This window comes from Aliiroseovarius sp. S253, assembly GCF_049800855.1.
Taxonomy (GTDB): Bacteria; Pseudomonadota; Alphaproteobacteria; order Rhodobacterales; family Rhodobacteraceae; genus Aliiroseovarius.
The window spans coordinates 1,386,915-1,404,740 of record NZ_JBNAFW010000001.1; the positions used below are offsets into that span (position 1 = coordinate 1,386,915).

The window sequence follows — 17,826 nt, forward strand, 5'->3', positions numbered from 1 at the left end:
TCACAAGCCGGGACCTATTTCGGCCGTCAATGCGCATGGCTGGCAAAGTCCTTAAACTTCGAGACGTTAAGACTTCCTTCGTCGCAATCCTTCATGCTGGTCAACGGTACGTGGGACACGAGTGGGGATTTGGGTATGAAACACGCAAGGGACACAACAGACGGCACCGCCAAACGCGGGCTGGCGGCAGCAATTGCGCGTGGAACTGAAAGCGGGCTGGACCTGCGCCGGGCCGCGCTGCGCCAACTGTTGCCCTTTGGTTTGACGATCGGACTTGTTGTCTTCCTGTGGCAACGTGCAGACGGGCTGGATCTGGACTATATCTATGCGTCGTTGAAAACCGTCTCTCCTGTGCAGTGGTTCGGAGCAGCTCTTTTCTCGGCCATCTCGTTCTGGGCATTGGGGAAATACGATGGCGTGGTGCACCGGTTGATCGGTACCGGTGTATCGTCCAAAGCTGCCGAACGCGCTGGGATCACCGCCATCGCGCTATCACAAACCGTTGGGCTGGGCGTAATCTCGTCTGCGTTCGTACGCTGGCGCATGTTGCCTGACCTGTCTTTGATGCAAGCCATGCGGATCTCGGCGATTGTGGCCGTGTCTTTTCTGTCGGCATGGGCCGTCGTGGCGGCGCTGATTGGCCTGACCGTCCCGATGACTTTGCCTTGGGCAGGCTGGATCGCCTGGACTGTACTGTCCTCTGCCGTCGTGTTTGCGGTCCTGTCGGTTATGCGCCCCTCATTCATGGCAGCGCTTCACATCCCCCCATTGCGCGCAATGGGGGCGTTTCTGGCGCTGGCCTTAATCGATACCGCTGCGGCAGGGGCTGCTCTTTGGATGGTCCTGCCTGACGGGTGCGAGGTTGCACTTTTGCCCCTTGTTGCGGCCTATCTTTTGGCTTTGGGTGCCGGATTGATCAGCAGTTCGCCCGGCGGTATGGGCGCATTTGAACTTACCTTGCTGGCGCTCCTGCCCAGCCTCGATGCCGAGCCGCTGTTGGCAGCCATTCTGGCCTTCCGCACCATATATTACGCCGTCCCTGCCCTGATCGCGGCGGCGATCACGATACGTGGTCCGTTGGCTAAGCGGCGTGAAGATGTTGATCAAAAGGAACCACGAATTCTGCCAACGAAATCTGCCCCCAATCTGCCAGCCCACATGACTCAGATCATTGCCGAAGCTCCCCGGGCCGAGGCCGGGTTGCTGCGTCACGGACGGTTGTCACTGTTATCCTCGCGCAACGGAGTTCCCGCTGCGATGGGGGCGTCCTCTGGACAAAGCCTTCTGATCTTGTCGGATCCGTTGACAGCAAGGGTTGACCACACAGCTTTGCTTTTAGATCTAAACAAGCTTGCCACACGCAGCTTTCTGTCTCCATTCCTATATAAGGCGGGTGGCCGCTGGGCCGCTGCCGCGCGACGCGCCGGCTGGCAGGTTTTGCCCATCGCACGCGAAGGATGGATCAACCCGACCGGTTTTACACTGGACGGATCAAACAAGCGCCAATTGCGTCGAAAACTTCGACAAGCTGATGCGGCGGGCCTTTCCCTGTGCGAAGCCGGTGCGGACCTCCCCCTAGATGAGATGCAGCAGATTGCCGATGATTGGCGCAAAGTCCGCGGTGGAGAGCGGGGCTTTTCGATGGGAAAATGGCATCCTGACCATCTGCCCCATGCCCGTGTTTACTTGGCGCGGCGGCAAGAATGTCTTGTGGGCTTCCTAACTCTTCATGAAAACGCAGCTGAACAGGCGTTGGACCTGATGCGATTGCGCGCCGATGCCCCCGATGGCACCATGCACGCATTGTTGAATTTCGCGATCACGCAAGCCCGGCAAGCGGGATGTACACGACTGTCGTTGGCAGCGGTTCCGTTGGATGAACAGTCGGGTGAACCTTGGGTGTTCCACCATGCACGTTTGAAGTTGGATCAGATCAGCGGGGCTGCCGGGCTGCGCCAATTTAAAGCTGCTTTCGCGCCGCGTTGGGAAACCCTCTACGCCGCAGCCCCCACCCGCTTGGCACTGGCGTTTGGCGCGCTGGATGTCACGCGTGAAATCTGCCGCAAGCTGGAAATCGGCATTTTGAAACGTCGCTCTTAGACGGTCTTGGCCAACCCAGAAGACGGGCAACCTGTACATGTCGCGCGCACCTTCTGTGCGCAAGCTTGAACGCGGCTCAGATGCAACATGAACGTATTGCATTTGCACCGACGGGCGTTCCGTGGCAGGTAGCGCTGAGACCAGCGGTGAACGGAGACACCCATGACAGATGCCCTAACGAAACTGATGAACGAACGCGATTGGCTGATGGCGGATGGTGCCACCGGGACCACCCTGTTCAATATGGGGCTGACTTCGGGCGACGCCCCCGAACTTTGGAACGTCGACAAACCGGACAATATCCGCGCGCTTTATCGTGGCCCGGTCGAAGCCGGATCGGACATTTTCCTGACCAACACATTCGGCGGCAATGCCTCGCGCCTGAAACTACACGATGCACAGGATCGCGTACGCGAACTGAACCGTGTGGGTGCCGAGCTTGGTCGTGAAGTCGCCGATGCTTCGGGTCGGACTGTCATCGTTGCTGGCTCGGTTGGTCCAACTGGCGAGATCATGGAGCCCATGGGCTCGCTGACTTTCGACGGCGCGGTCGAAATGTTCCACGAACAGGCCGAAGGCTTGAAAGAAGGTGGTGCGGATGTGCTTTGGGTCGAAACCATCTCGGCCCCTGAAGAATACAAGGCTGCTGCTCGCGCTGCCGAACTGACCGGCATGCCTTGGTGCGGCACGATGAGCTTCGACACCGCCGGACGCACCATGATGGGTGTTACCTCGGCCGATCTGGCGAAGATGGTTGAAACCCTGCCAAACCCACCACTGGCCTTCGGGGCCAACTGTGGCGTGGGCGCCGCAGACCTTCTGCGTACAGTTCTGGGCTTCGCTGCCCAAGGGTCGGAACGCCCGATCATCGCCAAAGGAAACGCGGGAATTCCGCAATATGTGGACGGTCACATCCACTATGATGGCACACCCGAGTTGATGGCAGACTATGCCGTTCTGGCGCGCGACTGTGGCGCTAAGATCATCGGCGGCTGCTGTGGCACGACACCCGAGCACCTGAAAGCCATGCGCGAAGCCCTAGAGACCCGCCCGGCAAGTGGCTCGCGCCCGACGCTGGACCAGATCTCGGAAGCGATTGGTGGGTTCTCGTCCGCCTCGGATGGTACTGGCGACGACGCGGGGCAACCCGCACGCCGCAACCGCCGCCGTCGCGGTTAATCGAAAAATATCCCAACTGGCCGGGCGCTCGCGCAGCGAGCGCCCCCTGCCCGCCGCAGGCGCTGGTCCGTCCGCGGAACTAGAACAAGCTCAACTGATCACCCTGCTGTAAGGGCGGCTTGAACAGATCAAAGCGCATGGCCGGCAAGTCTTTGACCAGCCCTAGCCGCTGACAGGCCTTTTGAAACCGCTGCTTTAAAAGATCGGCCACCACCCCGCGCCCAATAAAACGCTCGCCGAATTCGGACTGGTATTCCCGCCCGCCCCGCATTTCGCGGACACGATTCATGACGCGTTCGGCGCGATCTGGATAGTGCTCGTCCAGCCAATCCTGAAACAGTGGGGCGACCTCGCCCGGCAAACGCAGCACGATATAGCTGGCTGCCACCGCACCCGCGTCACGCCCGGCCTGCAAAATCGGTTCCAACTCATGATCGGTCAGCCCCGGCACGATCGGCGAGGCCATGACGCGCACCGGGATACCGGCCTCCGCAAGGTTGCGGATTATGCGCAAACGTCGCGCCGGACTAGGCACGCGCGGCTCCATCTTACGAGACAGATCCGCTTGCAGGCTTGTGACCGAAACCCCGACCTGCGCCAGCCCCTTGGCGGCCATGCGCGAAAGGATATCCAGATCCCGTTCAATCAGTGTGCCCTTGGTGATGATCAAAACGGGGTGCTGAAATTCTTCAAGCACCTCAAGTACCTGCCGGGTGATCCGATACTGTCCTTCAATCGGTTGGTAGGGGTCAGTATTTGTCCCCAAAGCCAAAGGAGCCACCTGATACCCCTTCCGTCGCAGCTCTTTTTCCAACTGGGAAGCTGCATCCGGGCGCGCGATTAGACGCGTTTCAAAGTCCAACCCGGCGGAGTACCCAAGCCACGCATGGGTCGGGCGCGCATAGCAATAGACGCATCCATGCTCACATCCACGATACGGATTCAGAGAGCGATCAAAGGCCAGATCAGGCGAACTGTTGCGGGAGATGACCGAGCGCGGCCGTTCGACAGAAACCTCGGTTCGGAAGGGCGGAAGAGGTTCTTCCGTCCAGCCGTCGTCGACACGCTCGCGCTGAAACTCCTCGAATCGACCCGCGTGATTTGTCGCTGCACCGCGACCACGTCGGCAATCTGCATCAATTCTGTCGGAACCCATCTTTTCCATGAGACCAAAATAGGAACATTTGCAGAACAATCAAATGAAATTCACATTAATAGCGCGGAATATTCATTTGCCATCAGGTCGGTGAAAGGGCACTCCATGTCGCAAATTGTCCAGACCTATCGCGCCAAGTTGTCGCATTAGGGATTATGAAACAGTCCTCCAGCCAGGGAAAGACGCACATGTCTGATCAAGAAGAAGATATCATCCTGAGCGAACTCAATGATGAAGAGTTGGTGCAGCAAATGCATGACGACCTTTACGACGGTCTTGCTGAAGAGATCGAAGAAGGCGTCAATATCCTGCTGGAACGGGGCTGGCAGCCCTATGATGTGCTGACCAACGCGTTGGTTGGTGGCATGACCATCGTGGGCATCGACTTCCGCGACGGCATCCTGTTCGTTCCCGAAGTGCTTCTGGCCGCGAACGCCATGAAAACCGGTATGGCGATCCTGAAGCCCCTGCTGGCCGAAACCGGCGCACCGCGCATGGGCAAGATGGTAATCGGCACCGTGAAGGGCGACATCCACGACATCGGCAAGAACCTTGTTTCGATGATGATGGAAGGCGCCGGGTTCGAGGTTGTGGACATCGGCATCAACAACGCTGTCGAAGCCTATCTGGAAGCCTTGGAAAAAGAAGAGCCCGATATCCTGGGCATGTCGGCCCTGCTGACGACCACCATGCCGTATATGAAAGTGGTGATCGACACGCTGGTCGAAAAAGGCATCCGCGACGATTATACCGTTTTGGTTGGTGGCGCACCGCTGAACGAAGAGTTCGGCAAAGCCATCGGCGCCGACAGCTATTGCCGTGATGCAGCTGTCGCCGTTGAAACCGCTAAGGAATACATGGCCAGCAAGCACAACCAGCTGGCCGCTGGCTGATCCCATGCGGGTTCATCCTGAGAATTTCGGCCTCGCCAATTGGCGGGGCCTTTTCTTTTGCCCTATCCGCCCCCAGATTGTTCCTATGAGCAAAATGCGTTTCATCTTTCTGATTTCGATGGTGATCCTTGCCGGGGGTCTAACGGTTCTGGTGGCCGGATGGGCGGCGACAGCAGGGCAGTTAAACGGTCAGCTGGCCATGGCGCTTTTGCCGCTGGTGATGCTGGCGTCCATCGCATGGCGGGCCTTAAGTGCAGGACGGGACGACTGATGCTGAGTGATGACGCACTTACCCATGATGGGCTGGATGTGACCCAAACGTCCGGTTCTGTCCTGATATTGGCCTGTGGCGCCCTGGCGAACGAGATCCTTGCCTTGATCCGAATGAATGGTTGGGACCACATGAGCCTGACCTGCCTTCCCGCCATCCTGCATAACTCGCCCGAAAAGATCCCTGATGCGGTGCGCGACGCCGTTGGGAAACACCAGGGCGATTATGATCACTTATTTTTAGCCTATGCAGATTGTGGCACCGGAGGACAGTTGGAAACGCTGTGCGAGGAGTTGGGGATCGAGATGATCAGGGGCCCCCATTGCTATTCCTTCTTTGAAGGGAATGATGCGTTCAACGCGCGTGCTGAAGGCGAGATTGATGTGTTCTATCTAACTGACTTTTTGGCACGTGGGTTTGAGAGTTTCGTAATTAAGCCGCTTGGTTTGGATCGGCACCCACAGCTGCGCGATATGTATTTCGGGCATTATACAAAACTTATGTACTTGGCGCAGACCGACAATCCCGAGCTGGATCGGATGGCGGAAGCTGCCGCCGAGCGCCTGGGGCTGGCCTATGAACGCCGTTTCACCGGCTATGGAGATCTTAAGATCGCGTTAGACGGGCTCACTTCGTGAGCCTGTGGGGCTCTGCCCCAGCGTCTTTGACGCTTCCCCGGGATACTTACTGTAAGAAAATAAGAGGTCAGGCGGCTTCTGAGGCGTATTGACGGATCCGCTCGACCATGGCGCGTAATCCGTTGGAGCGTTGCGAGGAGAGGTGTTCGTTCAGACCAAGACGGGCAAGTTCGGCAGGCGCGTCGGTCTTGACAACCTCGGACAACGGCAAATCGGTATAGAGCGCTGAAAGAACTGCGATCAGACCCTTTACGATCATAGCATCGCTGTCGCCTGCGAAGCCAAAGCGGCCATCAGTGATTTCCGGGTGCAACCAGACCTGGCTTGCGCAGCCTTCGACTTTGGTGGCAGGCACCTTCAGGGCGGGATCCATGTCCGGCAGAGATTTCCCCATATCGATTACGGTCGCATAGCGATCTTCCCAATCATCCAGGAAGGCGAAATCTTCGACAAGCTCTTCAAATGCCGGGCTGGCCATGGGGGATCCTTTCTTGCTTTTGCCATGACCTAAGCGCTGCGCGGCCAAAGGTCCACCCTTGGTGCGGATTGCTGTCTTTTCAAAGGCGCTTACATGGGCTAACCCTTTGGGCAGAGAAAGAGGAGCCGACATGATTTTCCGCCGATTTGCCGCCCCTGCCCTGCTGACCGCGTCCTTGTTGGCGCTGACGGCGTGCGGTGGAAATGTGAACGTGAACCCGTTCAACTGGTTCAACTCGAACCAGGTAGAGCAGGTCGCGTTGATCCCTGAAGGCGGCTTCTTGGATGATCAGGAAAACCGGGGGCTGGTGACCAATGTGGTAGAACTTCAGATCCTGCGTGCTCAGGGCGGAGCGATTATCCGCGCCAAAGGATTGCCACCGCGTCTTGGATATTGGGATGCCGAACTGGTACCTGAGAACTTCGAGCGGCCTGAAAACGGTGTTTTGACCTATATGTTCCGGATCACCGAACCGTACTATCGCACCCAAACCGGACGCCCGAAACAGCGTGAAGTTTTCGTGGGACACTTCGTGTCTGATATCAAGCTTCAGGGCGTGCGCACCATTCGCGTAGTCGGTGCAAACAACAGCCGGACCGCCCGCCGCTGATCTAGTCTTAGACTTCGAAAACCTCGACGCGTTGGCCTTTGGCGGCCAGCGCTAATTTGCCTTCGCACAAGCGCAAAGCGTCGTCGCCGAACACTTCGGCACGCCAGCCGGTCAAGGCTGTCACATCGCGCTTTCCGGCAGCCAAAGCGTCCAGATCTGCCGCCGATGCGATCAGTTTCTGAGCGACTTTCTCCTGCTCGCACCGCGCTTTCAAAAGCACGCGCAGAAGATCGGCTAAAGCAGGGTTCACTTGCAGCTTTTCTTTTGACCGATCCGGTGCCTTCGGCAATTGATCCTGCGGCATCTCGAGCCCTACTGCGATGGCTTTCAAGATTTCTTCGGCCACTTCACCTTTGCGCGCTTCGCGTAGAAGCAGGCGCGAGCGGCCAAGTTCCTGAATGCTGCGCGGCTTGGTCGAGGCCAGTTCTAGCAGCGCGTCGTCCTTCATCACCCGGTTACGTGGAATGTTACGCGACTGGGCATAGGCTTCGCGAAAGCGCGCAAGCTCTTTTGCTACACCGAGGAAACGGCCCGAATTGGTGCGCGTTTTCAAACGCTTCCACGCATCGTCCGGGTGAATAATATAGGTCTCGGGGGTGGTCAGACTGGACAGTTCTTCCTGAACCCAGTGGGCGCGTCCAGATTTTTCCAGCTCGTCGGCGAGGTATTCATAGATCCCACGCAGATGCGTCACGTCGCCTTGCGCGTATTTCTTTTGTGCGTCGGTCAGCGGTCGGCGCGACCAGTCGGTGAAGCGGCTGGATTTGTCCAGCTGCGCCCGTTCGATTTTGCGCACAAGGGTTTCGTAGCCCACTTGATCGCCAAAACCGCAGACCATCGCAGCAACTTGTGTATCAAACAACGGACGTGGGAATACGCCGGCTTCGACAAAGAAGATCTCGAGGTCCTGACGAGCGGCATGGAACACTTTGACAACGCGCTCATCGCGGAACAGCTCATAGAGCGGCTCTAGCGACAAGCCGTCCACCAAAGGGTCGACCAGAACGGCATCTTCTTCGTCATTTCCCGGCACGGCAAGCTGGATCAAGCACAACTTCGAGTAATAGGTGCGTTCGCGCAGGAACTCGGTGTCTACGGTCACATATGGGTGCGAGGTTGCGCGGATACAGAATTCTTCCAAGGCCTCGGTGGTCGTGATCGTGATCATAGATATCTACCTGCTTTTTACCGTACCAGATACGGGTTTCGCCCGGGTTTAAGGGGAAACGCATCGAAAGGGAAGCCTTGCGCCAAGAAGCCGACGTCCTGCGACTTTAGGGCAGCAGGATCGGGGTTTTGTCCCCGTCTGCAAAACGTCGCAGCACCGCCGGATACAGCTTGTGTTCCTGCACCAGAACCCGTGCGGCCAGCTTTTCCGCTGTGTCGCCGGCTTCGACCGACACACGGGCTTGACCAAGGATCGGGCCACCATCCAGTTCGGCTGTGACTTCGTGTACGGAACAGCCGGCCTCGGCATCGCCCGCATCCAGCGCCCGCTGGTGGGTGTGCAGGCCTTTGTATTTCGGCAGAAGCGATGGGTGGATGTTCAGGCAACGTCCGGCCCAATGGCCCGTAAAGCCTTCTGTCAGGATGCGCATGAAGCCCGCCAGACAGATAATGTCGGGATTAGCATCGTCCAGAACCGCGTTCAGAGCCGCCTCGAACCCTTCACGGTCCCCTTTGTAATCCCGGTGATCCACTACGGCGGTGGGGATGCCCATTGCTTCGGCCTTTGCAAGGCCACCCGCGTCCGGTACGTTCGATAAAACCAGACAGGGACGCGCCGGGTGATCGTCGATCATCGAGTTGGCCAGCGTCACCATGTTTGAGCCGCCCCCTGAAATCAGGATGGCGACCCGTTTCTTAGGGGTGTCGCTCACAGAAGCGATCCCAGATAGCTGACGCCCTCGCCCTTCTGGATACGGCCCAGCTGGGTCACGGTCTCGCCTGCGTTGGTCAGAAGATCGGTCAGCTGTTGCGCGGCCTGTGCGTCAACAACCAGCACCATGCCTTGGCCCGAGTTGAAGGTCTTCAGGATTTCGGCTTCGGACATCTGTCCGGTTTCCGCCAGCCATTTGAAGACGGGCGGCAGGTCCCATTCATCCAGATCAACCAGAGCACCCAGCCCTTCAGGCAGAACACGTGGCAGGTTCTCGGTCAGGCCACCGCCGGTAATGTGGGCCAGCGCATGCACGCCCCCTGCCCGTACAGCTTCCAGCGCCTGACGGACGTAGAGGCGGGTTGGGGCCAACAAGGCCTCTCCCAATGTGATGTCGCCATCCCACGGACAATCTGCATCCCAGCCAAGGCCCGAGACCTCGACCAACTTGCGCACCAACGAATAGCCGTTCGAGTGTACGCCGTCCGAGGCCAGCCCCAGCAGAATATCACCGTCTTTGACGCCTTTGGGCAGATCTTCACCACGTTCCATCGCACCGACCGAGAAGCCAGCGAGATCGAAATCACCGTCTTCGTACATGCCCGGCATCTCGGCGGTTTCGCCACCGATCAGCGCGCAGCCCGAAAGCTCACAGCCTTTGGCAATGCCTTCGATGATCCGCGCGGCCTTGTCGGTTTCCAGACGGCCCGTCGCGAAGTAATCGAGGAAGAACAGTGGTTCCGCGCCCTGACACACAAGGTCATTCACACACATGGCCACCAGATCGATGCCGATCGTGTCCACGTTGCCGGTGTCGATGGCGATGCGCAGCTTGGTGCCAACGCCATCCGTGGCCGAGACCAGAACCGGATCCTTGAACCCCGCGCCTTTCAGATCGAACAAAGCGCCGAAGCCGCCAAGCCCGGCCATCACGCCCGGACGGTTGGTACGTTTGGCGGCCGGTTTAATGCGCTCAACCAGCGCGTTACCCGCGTCGATATCCACGCCTGCGTCTGCGTAAGTGATGCCCTTGGATGCGTCGCTCATGTCTGTCCCCCATGGTGGCTGTGGTCGCGCGGCAAATTTTCTGCGCCTGCGATAGCGTAAGGGGCAGAAAGAGTCTACGGCTTGCTTGACGCTGGCGGCCAGTTTGCTAGCAATGGCGCCACCGAGAGTAACAGTGGGCCTGTAGCTCAACGGTTAGAGCAGAGCGCTCATAACGCTTTGGTTGGGGGTTCAAATCCCTCCGGGCCTACCACAACTTATAAAAACTCGGATTACGGATGCGAGACATCCAAAAGAAACTCTGACATGTTCTATTCTTTAAGCATCGAAACGGGCGATAGCTGCATTTCTCGCGTCAAGACAAACAGGAGCCAACCATGCCTCAATCCGGATCAATCAACCGTCGCATCGTCCTTGCCGAACGCCCAGTTGGGCTTCCCAATGAAAACACTTTGCGCCTTGAAGAGGCCAGCCTTCCGACACCCAAGGATGGCGAAATGCTGCTGCGAACTGAATATCTGTCCATTGACCCCTATATGCGCGGTCGCATGAACGACGCCAAATCCTATGCTGAACCGGTGAAAATTGATGACGTGATGACCGGACAGGTCGTCGCTGAAGTCGTGTCTTCAAACCTTGACGGTTTTGCCGTGGGGGACCGCGTGCTCGCGGGCAGCGGGTGGCAGGATTACGCGATTTCTGACGGGACTGAGGTCGTCAACCTGGGCGCTTCGCCCAGCAATCCGTCATGGGCGTTGGGTATCCTCGGCATGCCGGGATACACCGCCTATGCCGGGCTTCTGAAAATCGGTGAACCCAAACCCGGAGAAACCGTCGTGGTCGCTGCAGCCTCTGGACCGGTTGGGGCCACCGTTGGTCAGATCGCCAAGATCAAAGGCTGCCGGGCAGTCGGAATCGCCGGAGGAGCCGAGAAATGCGCGCATGTTGTAAACAACTTGGGATTTGACGTTTGTATCGACCACAACGCCGATGATTTTGCCGAGCAACTCAAAGCCGCCTGCCCTGACGGCATTGATGTCTATTTCGACAATGTGGGTGGCAAAGTGCTTTATGGCGTCCTGCCCCTGCTCAATCCGTTCGCACGTATGCCAGTTTGCGGCGTAGTGGCATGGTACAACTTGACGGGTCTGCCGGACGGTCCAGACTTTGGCCCAATGATCATGAGCACGATCCTGCGGATGAAGGTGAAAGTGCAGGGTTTCATCATTTTCGACAGCTTCCCAATCAGCACCTACAAGGAGTTTGTGCAGGATATGACTGGCTGGCTGTTCGAGGGTAAAATTCAGTATAAAGAACAGGTTATAGATGGAATTGAAAACGCGCCCCAGGCTCTGAATGACGTTTTGCTTGGCAACAGCTTCGGAAAAGTGGTTGTGAAAGTCGCCCAGTAATCTGCAAGTCAACCCCTTCGTGATGGCGCATCAAGCGCATCACGAAGGCCACTTATTCAGCTGAGTTCACGACGCGTAGTTGCTGCCATCCTCGTCCAGAATGGCCTTGAGTTCCGCCATATGCCGGTCCCCCTGCTCGGGGTAATTTTCCAGCTCCTGCGCGGTTTTCTCGGCGATCTGGTCTGACAGTACGCGCAAGGGCTGGCCGGTTTGCAAGGCGCGGATATAGGTCTCGGCCGCGCGTTCGAAATAGTAGAGCCGGTTGAACGTGTCCGCCACGCTGTCTCCGATCACAAGCACGCCGTGATTGCCCATGATCATGACCTTCACTTTCGGGTCGGTCAGAAGGGCCGCGCAGCGTTCGCCCTCGTCCTCGAACGCCAATCCGCCGTAACCGTCATCAATCACATAGCGGTTGAAAAACGTCGCGCAGTTCTGGTCGATGGGCGGCAGGTTGCTGTCTGCCAAAGACGCCAGAACCGTCGCGTGGATCGAGTGCACATGCATCACGCAGCGCGCGTGCGGGCAATGGCGGTGCACGCCCCCGTGCAGCCCCCACGCGGTGGGGTCCGGCGCGTCGGGACGGTCCATCGTGGTGGGGTCATCCGCATCAATCTCCAACAGATCCGAGGCCCGGATCCGCCCAAAATGCATCTGGTTCGGGTTCATTAGGAACTTGGTTCCGCTGTCATTCAACGCAAGGCTGAAGTGGTTCGCGACTCCTTCGTGCATGTCCAACCGCGCCGTCCAGCGAAAGGCGGCCGCCATATCAACACGTTCGTTCCAATGGGCGATATTGGGCATGGGGACAGTTAAGGTCATCTGGAATCCTTTCGATTGGGTCCAGAAAACAGATCTGATCACGACCTGTCGAGCTTGTTTGCGACCACCTTATAGCGGAAGTACCAGTTCCACTTTCAAACCGCCAAGATCCGCGCTTTCACCAAGGCGTAAATGCCCACCATGACCTCGGGCGATATCACTAGCGATGGAAAGCCCCAGACCAACGCCCGAGCCTTTGTTTTGATTGCGGGATTTGTCGAGCCGCGCAAAGGGTTTCAGCGCTTCTTCGCGGTCTTTAACGGCAATGCCCGGCCCGTCATCTTCGATGACAAACCTTAGGTCGCCGCGCCCTTGGATCAATGACAGACGCGCACGCGATCCATACCGTGTTGCGTTCCCCAGCAAATTGTCCAAAGCCCGTTCCAATGACGCCCGCCGAAGAGGTCGTTCACCGGGATCTGCGATCTCGCCCAGTGTTACATCCATACCCGCGCGCTGCGCGTTTCCGGCCAAATGATGGATCAGTTCGACAGGATCCACTTGCTCGGGCGCGTCTTCAAGCGCGTCGGCTTGCGCGAACCCCAGAAAGCCATCGACCAGACGCTCCATATCATCGACGTCGCGCTCAAGATCCTCGCGGGAGTCATCCTCGAGCATAGACAATCCCAGACGCAACCGGGTCAACGGGGTGCGCAGATCATGGCTGACGCCGGACAACATCAAGGTACGCTGTTCGATCTGCCGATCAATGCGGGAACGCATGTCCAGAAAGGCCTTACCCGCCGCGCGCACCTCGGTTGCGCCTGCCAAACGATAGGGCAGCACCTGCCCTTTCCCGAACGCTTCCGCCGCGCGGGCCAGACGCCGGATCGGACGCAACTGATTGCGCAGAAAAAGATAGGCGATAAGCGTCATCAAGAAGCCGGTCACGACCATCAGAACAAGCAACTGATGCGGATTCGTGGCTGAGACACGGTCGCGATCCAGCACAACGCGCAGGGTGCCGTAATTTGTGCCTACGGCCAGTGTCACTAAGGAACGATCACTGACCAAATCCACTCCGATCAACGTCGGCAACCCCTGCTCCAACGTGCGCTCGACACGCGATCCGGTGAAATCCGAAAATCGCCGTTGCGTTGTTATGAGATTGGCAGGTAATGCGACCCGTGCGTTCAGTGGTCCTGCAATTCTTTTGGCAGCTGAAAGCGCCTCGTCCACAGCTTCAGAATCATTTATCTGGCTGACAATCAACGAGACTTCGGCAACCACTGCTTCGGTCATCTGGACGGTAATCCGGTTGAAATGCCGCTGAATGAACACGACCGACACCACCAGTTGCAGCGTCACGATCGGTACAATCAAAATCAATGCCGCCCGCCCATAAAGCCCGCGCGGCATGAACTGCTTCAACCATGCAAAATCGCGCCAGCTGGCGCTATGGGGACGGTTCGTCTGCGACATGGCCTGACCCTATGACGCGGCGACGCGCTTGCCAAGCGATGGGTGCAGCGTCAGGAAGGTGAATACGCAAAGAAAGGAAAGCTGATGATATCCGACCCCACAGAGCGCCCCGCCGCAGGTATCATGCAGCAGATGGAATCTGGCATCCGGCGGATCATCGCCCCTAACCCCTCGCCCATGACCTATTGGGGTACAAACACCTTTGTACTGGGCGAAGGCGATGTGGCGGTAATTGATCCCGGCCCAGCAGACCCTTCGCACATGCAAGCCATTCTGGACGGATTGGAACCCGGCGAGCGGATTTCCCAGATTCTTGTCACCCATGCACATCTGGATCACTCGCCGCTGGCAAGGCCGCTATCCGAGGCCACCGGCGCACCGATTATGGCCTTTGGCGACGCGCTAGAGGGGCGCAGCACGGTGATGCGCGATTTGGTAGCACGCGGGTTGACGTCTGGAGGCGAAGGCGTGGATGCCAGCTTTACCTGCGACATCTCGCTTTCTGATGGCGAGCGTTTCACTGCCGGCGGATTGCAGATCGAAGCGATCTGGACCCCGGGACACTTCGCAAACCACCTAAGCTTTGCTGCGCAAGACATTGTTTTTACCGGAGATCACATCATGGCGTGGGCCAGCTCACTGGTCTCACCACCAGATGGAGACCTAACTGCCTTCATGGCGTCCTGTCGCAAGTTGGCTGCACGCCAGGACCGTGTGTACTACCCCGCACATGGCGATCGGATCGACGATCCGGCCGCGCGGATGAGCTGGTTAATCAATCACCGCCAGGCTCGCGAAGCCGAGATTTTAGCCACACTTTCAGACCTACAGGACACGACTGTCCCCACCCTGACCCGAGAAATCTATACAGAGACGCCCGACGCCCTGATCCCTGCCGCAGAACGCAATGTCTTTGCCCACCTCATTGATCTTGCCATCCGCGAAATCGTCACCGCCACGCCGCAGTTGGAGGCAAACGCAGTTTTTCGAATGAAGGACGAAAAAAAGTAATTTCGCCTCTTGCGGCCCGGAATCGCCCTTGCTATATCGCCCCACATGTTCCGGCGTAGCTCAGCGGTAGAGCAGTTGACTGTTAATCAATTGGTCGTAGGTTCGATCCCTACCGCCGGAGCCAAATCTCCCCTAAAGGGCTGATTTCAAAAGAAAAAGCGACCCAGCCTGGGTCGCTTTTCTCGTTTCGGGAACATTGAATGGCACTCCGCGTGGCACATGCTGGCACAAAAGGAGTCACACCATGCCTCGGAGTCGAAGAATCCCCCATCTCGAATACCGGAAATCCGGCTACGTCTGGCGCCGCCGTCTTCCGCGGAGTCTGCAACGGCTATCATTGCGGAGTTTTCGCGCGCCGACGTTCCAGTCGATTCGGACCAAACAGGACAAATCTTCGGAAATCCCCTACTTGCATTTATCCAGAAATGATGTCGCACCTGATTCAGAGCCCGAAATTTGCGGAAATCCCCTACTGGTGTTTTCCCTGAAAACCCATTCCTTTCCCGCAGCACAGGAGTTGGCCAGACGGCTGACGTCCTACAGCAATCTCGCTTTTCACTACGCGGCAATCGACATGACTCTGACAACAACTGAAGTCTCACAGATCCTTACAACCCTGGTCCGTTTCGATATCGCGGCAACTGATCAGGCTCGGGCTCTGGAAGACCTGCGCACACCAGAAATCGCAGAACAGGCTTTGCAGCGCGAACGCTCAATCCAGGATGTGCTGCGTCGGGCCCTGTTACTGCGTGACCGTGAGGTGGCCCGACAACCTCTTCGCAGAGTCGCAACGCATCTCGGTATCCAACTCCCCGAGAGTGGAGAAGATTGGAAACTGCTGGCCTATGAAGCCACCCGTGTCCTTCTCGATCTCAGCGAAGAGCGGGAGCGCCGGGAACGCGGCCTGTTCAGCGGCCCCAGCTCCTATTTTGCCCAAGGAATCGCCCAGCAAGCCGCTGATACCACGTCCTGTTCTCTGGACGCGGACACATTGGGTGGCGTTGCGTTGGCAACAGCCCAATCCACAGCACAGAAGCCACATATGAACCTATCCCCAAGAGCTCCCTGGCAATGCGCACCCGCCTTCTTCCCTGCGACACCGTCCGAGCAACCTGCCTTGAAACCGATGCAGGAACCGGTCTCAAAGCCCGTGGTGGCGGTCGAGAAAACAACCCCAGCTACAGCACCAAATCAACAAACCAAGTCCGAAGAAAACGGACCGCTCGCCATCGCGGCCACGCGAATTCTACTGAAGAAATGTCACCCCAAGACCATCGCGGCCTTGAAAAAGGGTCAGAATATCAGGATCGAGGAAGGCTTCGACGTGTACTTCGACCTTAAACTCCAGGGATATGGTGAGGATTGGGAAAAGCAGCAAAAGCCTAATGCTTGCGCGGGGAAGCGCTGGAAGGAAACGACCCTGCCGGGCCTGAGGGTCGGGAAAAAAATCTGGGTTGACCTTCAGCGCAACAAGCGCTTCCGGGACGTTCGGGAAGATGATGTGGTCGATTGCATCACCGTGATCCAAAGCATCCCAAAATTGCACGGCAAGTCCAGTGCGCTTTCTGCAAAGCGGGGGTTCCGAGACCTCGTGGAGCGGGTTCCCTTCATCGAGCAAAAGCAGATGAATGACGCGGAGCTGGCCCTAAAAAGGAAGGGCGAGTCCGACCAAACTGCGATTGAGGCCGCCCGACTAAAGGAAGCAATCCCTCCCCTGCGGGCTGAAACCTTCTTCAAACATGTGCGCGCGGTAAATAGGGTTGCCAAGATGCTGATCGGGTTGGGCGTCATACAGGAAAACCCATTTGCGAACTGCTCGTTCACGAATGCGGAGGAAAAAAGCTACAAGGCTGGTGAAGCGAAGATGGCACGGCAAAGCTGGGACGACCGCGCTAAAGACCTTTTTGCAACGCCCATGTTCCAGGGCGAAACCCGTGACGAGGGAGATCCCCTGTTCTGGTCCCCGCTGCTCGGCTTCCTTCAGGGCCTCCGCGGAGAAGAAGGCCTGCAACTTGGCCCGGATGATTTCGGCAAGAAAAATGGGATCGACTACATGCGCATCCACAATGGTGCGGGGAATTCGGTCAAGTCGGAAGCGGGAGAGCGCGTCCTGCCCCTCCACCCCGCCCTGGTCGAACTCGGGTTACTGGACCTCGTCGAGCTGCGCCGCAAGCAAGGCAAACGACGTCTCTTCAGCAACCTTAGACGCGGCAAGACTAAAAAGACCTACACCGAGCTCTTCACCAAGGAGTTCACGCGCTACCGTCAGGCTCAAGATGTCTACTGGCACGGTCTGGACCTGCATGCCACGCGGACAACCTTCCACCACGAACTGATGGATCTCAGCACGCCTGGCTACATCCGCCGCAAACTCATGGGCCACGAGCCGCTTGATGAGGGCGAACGCTCCTATGCGCAGAACGGGATTTCCCTGGCGACCTTGCACGAGCACGTTTCCCGGATCCGTTTTAATGCCGCGGCGATCCAGAGCCCGATCCGCAAGTGTGCGAAGTCCGGGACCCTGAAACGGGCCCAAGAACTCGGCCTTCGGGCGATCTGATCCTTGGGAGGCCCTGTACCAGGCAGGGCCTCCAAGCCTCACCACTCAAACACACCACAACCACAAATCTACCGACATGGGGGTGATCTCTCAGCAAGCAACACTCAGACCTTTGCCTGGTCAAACCTCAATCCAGGAGATCAAGATGAACGAAGTGCAAATCCGTGTAAACGCGAGCGACCACACACTCAAGAATGCTTTTGCTGAGATCATGTTAGACGACGGTGTACGCTTGAAGCTGGCGCTCTATTACAAAAGTGGAAAAATTGACGCTCTCTGTCACCAAGTGCTTCAAAAGGCCACTCGTTGACTTCCAGACGCTGAAACTCCCTCTGTTCGTAGACAGCAACTTCTCTGGCAAATTGCTTCGACTTCAGTGTTTTATCGATC

The 17,826-nt window shown here is 57.7% G+C and carries 17 protein-coding genes and 2 tRNA genes; 12 read left to right on the top strand and 7 right to left on the bottom strand.

Annotated features, from left to right (window positions below):
• Positions 1-135 precede the first annotated feature (135 nt).
• Together ACP15F_RS06890 and bmt are read left to right on the top strand one after the other, a co-directional pair.
• On the top strand, positions 136-2,100 hold the full coding sequence (locus ACP15F_RS06890; protein ID WP_424940079.1) for a phosphatidylglycerol lysyltransferase domain-containing protein: 1,965 nt from the start codon (positions 136-138) through the stop codon (positions 2,098-2,100).
• A 162-nt stretch (positions 2,101-2,262) separates the two neighbouring features.
• The gene (bmt, locus tag ACP15F_RS06895; protein WP_424940080.1) at positions 2,263-3,279 is read left to right on the top strand and encodes a betaine--homocysteine S-methyltransferase; all 1,017 of its coding nucleotides are present in this window, start codon (positions 2,263-2,265) and stop codon (positions 3,277-3,279) included.
• Positions 3,280-3,358: 79 nt separating this feature from the next.
• Here bmt and ACP15F_RS06900 read toward each other — a convergent pair whose 3' ends face one another.
• Entirely contained in the window at positions 3,359-4,435 is a 1,077-nt protein-coding gene (locus ACP15F_RS06900; protein WP_424940081.1) for a PA0069 family radical SAM protein, read from the bottom strand.
• A 188-nt stretch (positions 4,436-4,623) separates the two neighbouring features.
• Between ACP15F_RS06900 and ACP15F_RS06905 the strand changes: the two genes are divergently transcribed.
• The 3 genes from ACP15F_RS06905 to ACP15F_RS06915 all read left to right on the top strand — a co-directional run bounded on the left by ACP15F_RS06905 (position 4,624) and on the right by ACP15F_RS06915 (position 6,237).
• On the top strand, positions 4,624-5,328 hold the full coding sequence (locus ACP15F_RS06905; RefSeq protein WP_424940082.1) for a corrinoid protein: 705 nt from the start codon (positions 4,624-4,626) through the stop codon (positions 5,326-5,328).
• An 85-nt stretch (positions 5,329-5,413) separates the two neighbouring features.
• A complete protein-coding gene (locus tag ACP15F_RS06910) occupies positions 5,414-5,599 on the top strand; it encodes a hypothetical protein (protein WP_424940083.1) in 186 nt (61 codons plus the stop codon).
• A complete protein-coding gene (locus ACP15F_RS06915) occupies positions 5,599-6,237 on the top strand; it encodes a DUF1638 domain-containing protein (RefSeq protein WP_424940084.1) in 639 nt (212 codons plus the stop codon). Before ACP15F_RS06910 ends, ACP15F_RS06915 begins: the two co-directional genes overlap by 1 nt.
• A 67-nt stretch (positions 6,238-6,304) precedes the next feature.
• On the opposite strand, the gene ACP15F_RS06920 is transcribed toward ACP15F_RS06915, so the two are convergent.
• Complete coding sequence (locus tag ACP15F_RS06920) at positions 6,305-6,715, bottom strand: SufE family protein (protein WP_424940085.1); 411 nt, start codon at positions 6,713-6,715, stop codon at positions 6,305-6,307.
• A 130-nt stretch (positions 6,716-6,845) separates the two neighbouring features.
• On the opposite strand from ACP15F_RS06920, the gene ACP15F_RS06925 reads away from it, so the two are divergent.
• Positions 6,846-7,325, top strand: coding sequence for a hypothetical protein (locus ACP15F_RS06925; RefSeq protein WP_424940086.1), 480 nt, complete (start codon positions 6,846-6,848; stop codon positions 7,323-7,325).
• A gap of 7 nt (positions 7,326-7,332) precedes the next feature.
• Here the strand turns inward: ACP15F_RS06925 and rnd are convergent, their stop codons facing one another.
• The 3 genes from rnd to purM form a co-directional block, all read right to left on the bottom strand.
• The gene (rnd, locus tag ACP15F_RS06930; protein WP_424940087.1) at positions 7,333-8,493 is read right to left on the bottom strand and encodes a ribonuclease D; all 1,161 of its coding nucleotides are present in this window, start codon (positions 8,491-8,493) and stop codon (positions 7,333-7,335) included.
• 106 nt (positions 8,494-8,599) lie between these two features.
• Positions 8,600-9,205, bottom strand: a complete 606-nt coding sequence (purN, locus tag ACP15F_RS06935; protein ID WP_424940088.1) for a phosphoribosylglycinamide formyltransferase — start codon at positions 9,203-9,205, stop codon at positions 8,600-8,602.
• Positions 9,202-10,251, bottom strand: coding sequence for a phosphoribosylformylglycinamidine cyclo-ligase (purM, locus tag ACP15F_RS06940; RefSeq protein WP_424940089.1), 1,050 nt, complete (start codon positions 10,249-10,251; stop codon positions 9,202-9,204). The genes purN and purM overlap by 4 nt, the downstream gene beginning before the upstream one ends.
• Positions 10,252-10,386: 135 nt before the next feature.
• On the opposite strand from purM, the gene ACP15F_RS06945 reads away from it, so the two are divergent.
• Both ACP15F_RS06945 and ACP15F_RS06950 read left to right on the top strand, forming a co-directional pair.
• Positions 10,387-10,462, top strand: a tRNA-Ile gene (locus tag ACP15F_RS06945).
• A 124-nt stretch (positions 10,463-10,586) separates the two neighbouring features.
• Positions 10,587-11,621, top strand: a complete 1,035-nt coding sequence (locus ACP15F_RS06950; RefSeq protein WP_424940090.1) for an NADP-dependent oxidoreductase — start codon at positions 10,587-10,589, stop codon at positions 11,619-11,621.
• 66 nt (positions 11,622-11,687) lie between these two features.
• On the opposite strand, the gene ACP15F_RS06955 is transcribed toward ACP15F_RS06950, so the two are convergent.
• Entirely contained in the window at positions 11,688-12,443 is a 756-nt protein-coding gene (locus tag ACP15F_RS06955; protein WP_424940091.1) for a class II aldolase and adducin N-terminal domain-containing protein, read from the bottom strand.
• A gap of 69 nt (positions 12,444-12,512) precedes the next feature.
• Positions 12,513-13,865, bottom strand: a complete 1,353-nt coding sequence (locus ACP15F_RS06960) for an ATP-binding protein (RefSeq protein ID WP_424940092.1) — start codon at positions 13,863-13,865, stop codon at positions 12,513-12,515.
• A gap of 84 nt (positions 13,866-13,949) precedes the next feature.
• Here ACP15F_RS06960 and ACP15F_RS06965 point away from each other — a divergent pair, with 84 nt between their 5' ends.
• The 4 genes from ACP15F_RS06965 to ACP15F_RS06980 all read left to right on the top strand — a co-directional run bounded on the left by ACP15F_RS06965 (position 13,950) and on the right by ACP15F_RS06980 (position 17,746).
• Positions 13,950-14,876 carry an MBL fold metallo-hydrolase gene (locus ACP15F_RS06965; RefSeq protein WP_424940093.1) on the top strand — a complete coding sequence of 309 codons (927 nt, stop codon included), beginning with the start codon at positions 13,950-13,952 and terminating at the stop codon, positions 14,874-14,876.
• A gap of 49 nt (positions 14,877-14,925) precedes the next feature.
• A tRNA-Asn gene (locus tag ACP15F_RS06970) sits at positions 14,926-15,000 on the top strand.
• Between the two features lie 120 nt (positions 15,001-15,120).
• Entirely contained in the window at positions 15,121-17,436 is a 2,316-nt protein-coding gene (locus tag ACP15F_RS06975; RefSeq protein WP_424940094.1) for a hypothetical protein, read from the top strand.
• Positions 17,437-17,581: 145 nt separating this feature from the next.
• Entirely contained in the window at positions 17,582-17,746 is a 165-nt protein-coding gene (locus tag ACP15F_RS06980; protein ID WP_424940095.1) for a hypothetical protein, read from the top strand.
• The last annotated feature ends 80 nt before the right edge of the window (positions 17,747-17,826 follow it).